A 3,217-nucleotide genomic window follows, 5' to 3' on the forward strand; every position below is an offset into this window, starting at 1 on the left:
GAGGCCCACTGCGGCTGCCTCCGGGTCGGTGAAGACGACCTGGGGCACGGCCTCGTGGTCGGCGGTCGCCGCGTGCGCGCCCCAGGGCTCGTCGCCGAGCGCGTCGCCGGCCGCGCGGGCGGCGATGGCGGCACCCGCGACGCGGGCCTGGTACTTGCCCTGGTGGGTGAGGAGGGCGCGGTGGTTGACGTCGCCGACGGCGTACAGCCAGTCGGTGCCGGTGACGCGGAGGCTGTCGTCGACGTCCAGCCACGTGCCGGGTTCCAGGCCGACGGTGTCGAGCCCGATGTCGTCGGTGTGGGGGACGCGGCCGGTGGCGAAGAGGATCTCGTCGGCCTCGATCCGTTCACCGGTGTTGGTGACGGCCACGACGGTGCCGTTCTCACGGGCGACGGACTCCACTGAGGTGCCGGTGCGGACGTCGGCCCCGGCCTCGGCGAGCGACTCGGCGACCAGTTCCCCGGCGAACGGCTCCATGCGGTTCAGCAGGCCCTTGCCGCGCACCAGCAGGGTGACCTGCGAGCCGAGGGCCTGCCAGGCCGTGGCCATCTCGGTGGCGACGACACCACCGCCGACGACGATCAGCCGGCCGGGGGCGGCCTCGGCGCTGGTGGCCTCGCGGCTCGTCCACGGCTTCACCTCGGCGAGGCCGGGCAGATCGGGGAGTTGGGCACGGGTGCCGGTGCAGACGGCGACGGCGTGCCGGGCGGTGAGGGTCGTGACCGTGCCGTCGGGGCCGGTGACGGTGACCGTGCGGGGGCCCGAAAGGCGGCCCTGGCCGCGGAACAGGTCGGCGCCGATGCCGTCCAGCCAGCCGACCTGGCCGTCGTCCCGCCAGTGGGAGGTGAAGTCGTCGCGGCGGGCGAGGACCGCCGGGGTGTCGAGGGGGCCCTGGGCCGCCTGGGCGAGGCCGGGCAGCCGGCGGGCGTCCGCCTGGGCGATGACCGGCCGGAGCAGGGCCTTGCTGGGCATGCACGCCCAGTAGGAGCACTCGCCGCCGACCAGTTCGCTCTCCACGACCGCGGTGGTGAGGCCGGCCGCGCGGGTGCGGTCGGCGACGTTCTCCCCCACGGGCCCGGCTCCGAGCACCACGACGTCGTACGCGATGGATTCCGTTTCCGTCATGGGGTCAGTCTGGTGGGTGGTGTGCGCGGCGGCCACATGGGTACGCGCGCGGGACACAGGCGTGCGCGTGTGGAATAGGCTGCCCGGCGGTCGTGTTTCCGCCGTCGGCACACCCCCACACCCGGAAGTAGGGAATCACGCCATGAGCAGCACCGTGGAGCTGACCAAGGACAACTTCGACCAGACGGTCATCGAGAACGACTTCGTTCTCATCGACTTCTGGGCGTCCTGGTGCGGACCGTGCCGGCAGTTCGCACCGGTGTACGAGAAGGCGGCCGAGGAGAATCCGGACCTGGTGTTCGGCAAGGTGGACACCGAGGCCCAGCCGGAGCTGGCCCAGGCGTTCGGCATCCAGTCGATCCCGACGCTGATGATCGTCCGCGACCGGGTCGCCGTCTTCGCACAGCCGGGTGCGCTGCCCGAGGCCGCGCTGACCGACGTCATCGGGCAGGCCCGGAAGCTGGACATGGACGAGGTCCGCAAGAGCATCGCCGCCCAGGAGGGCAACGCCGAGTAGTCCCCGTCCGGGGCATGGCGGCGGGCCGGTGTCAGGTGGACTCGCGGCAGACCACCGAGGCGCCCAGCACCTTGTGCACCTCCGGCTCGCCGCCGGGGTCGCGGACCGCGCGGTCGACCAGTTCGGCGAGGTCGCGGCCCGCGGGCAGTTCGATGTGGACCGTGCTGAGCCGGGGCCGCAGCAGCCGCCCGAGCATCAGGTCGTCGGCGCCGATCAGGGCCACGTCCTCGGGGATGCGCACCCCCTCGTCCTGCAGTGCGCGCATCAGCAGCATCGCGTACTCGTCGTTGTAGGCGAACACCGCGTCCAGACCCAACTCGGGCCAGCAGGCGGCCAGTTCGGCGGCGGCCTGCTCGGTGTGGGCGAGCGGCACCTCGGTCACGGACGCGTCGGTGCCGTGCAGGGCCCGGCGGACGCCGGCGAGCCGGGGCCGCGAGTAGACCTCCAGGCCGGGCTCCTTGGGTATGACGACACCGATGCGGCGCCTGCCCCGTTCGTACAGATGGGCGGCCGCGCAGTGGCCGACGGTGTCGTGGTCCATGAGCAGGGCGTGCGCGCCGTCGACGCGTTGGGGGCCGAGGGTGACGACCGCTCGGGCGCCGGAGCGTTTGAGGACGGCCACGCCGCGCGGGCCGAGTTCCGCGCCGGGCACCAGCACGGCGACCGGCCGTAACTCGGCCCAGGCGCGGGCGGCTTCGTCGCCCTGGAGGCCGACGGTGCCGTACTGGACGACGGTGTAGTCGAGCCGGCCGAGCGCCCACTGGAGTTCGTTGAGGAACTTGCTGTAGAGGGGACCGACGGGGATCGCCGGGGCGGGCATGAGGACCATGCGGCTGTGTCCGGCGCGCAGGGTGCGGGCGGCCGCGTGGGGCACGTACCCCAGTTCCCGCGCGGCCTCGCGGACACGGCGACGCGTGGGTTCGCTGATCCGTACGGCGCTGGTGTTGTTGAGGACGTAGGACACGGTCGCGCGCGAGACGCCGGCCAGGCGGGCCACATCGGCACTCGTGGGCGTGTTCGGTATCTGCACCATGACAGACCGCATCTTGGCAGAGGCGCGGGGGCCCGGAGCAGGCGGGGGAACGTGGTTCACCGTTCGACGAAAACGGGCGCGACGCACACCTGTCGCCGATCGTGTTCGTGACGAACTTGTTCGCGCCGGTGCGGGTCACCCGGCCGGCGCATGCCACCCCGACAGCCCGGCGAGCGTCACCCTGGCCGCTCCGTGCGGGTCACCCTGGCGACCAGGTCGGTCCAGGCTGCCTCCAGCCGTTCCAGGGGCATTTCGCGTTGTCGGGTCAGGTGGTGGATCAGCGCGGGGTCCAGGGAGGCCAGCAGGGTCTGGGAGAGCAGTTCGCAGTCGGCGTCCGGGACGATCTGCCGCAGCAGCATGGTGACGTGGGTGCGCAGGGCCTGGAGCGCCGGGTGGGAGAAGCGGCGCGTCGCCTCCCCCTGGGCGGCCAGTTGCAGGTCCAGTTGCTCGGCCGAGCGGTACAGCACCGCGATGCCGAACGCCCGCAGCCGGTCGAGGGGCGGCGCCCCGGGGCCGAGCGGCGGGGGCCCGCTCAGGAAGTT

The 3,217-nt window shown here is 73.0% G+C and carries 3 protein-coding genes and 1 pseudogene; 1 reads left to right on the plus strand and 3 read right to left on the minus strand.

Going from position 1 to position 3,217, the window contains the following annotated elements; all coding sequences use genetic code 11:
- A partial coding sequence (locus ACWEN3_RS44210) for a dihydrolipoyl dehydrogenase family protein (RefSeq protein ID WP_452983726.1) occupies positions 1–1,125 on the minus strand: 1,125 nt, incomplete at its 3' end.
- Between the two features lie 142 nt (positions 1,126–1,267).
- Between ACWEN3_RS44210 and trxA the strand changes: the two genes are divergently transcribed.
- On the plus strand, positions 1,268–1,642 hold the full coding sequence (gene trxA / locus ACWEN3_RS44215; RefSeq protein WP_452983729.1) for a thioredoxin: 375 nt from the start codon (positions 1,268–1,270) through the stop codon (positions 1,640–1,642).
- A gap of 31 nt (positions 1,643–1,673) precedes the next feature.
- Here the strand turns inward: trxA and ACWEN3_RS44220 are convergent, their stop codons facing one another.
- Both ACWEN3_RS44220 and ACWEN3_RS44225 read right to left on the minus strand, forming a co-directional pair.
- Positions 1,674–2,675, minus strand: a complete 1,002-nt coding sequence (locus ACWEN3_RS44220) for a LacI family DNA-binding transcriptional regulator (protein ID WP_452983732.1) — start codon at positions 2,673–2,675, stop codon at positions 1,674–1,676.
- Between the two features lie 176 nt (positions 2,676–2,851).
- Positions 2,852–3,217, minus strand: a pseudogene (locus ACWEN3_RS44225) (TetR/AcrR family transcriptional regulator); the annotation flags it as partial.

This window comes from Streptomyces sp. NPDC004561 (assembly GCF_053602155.1).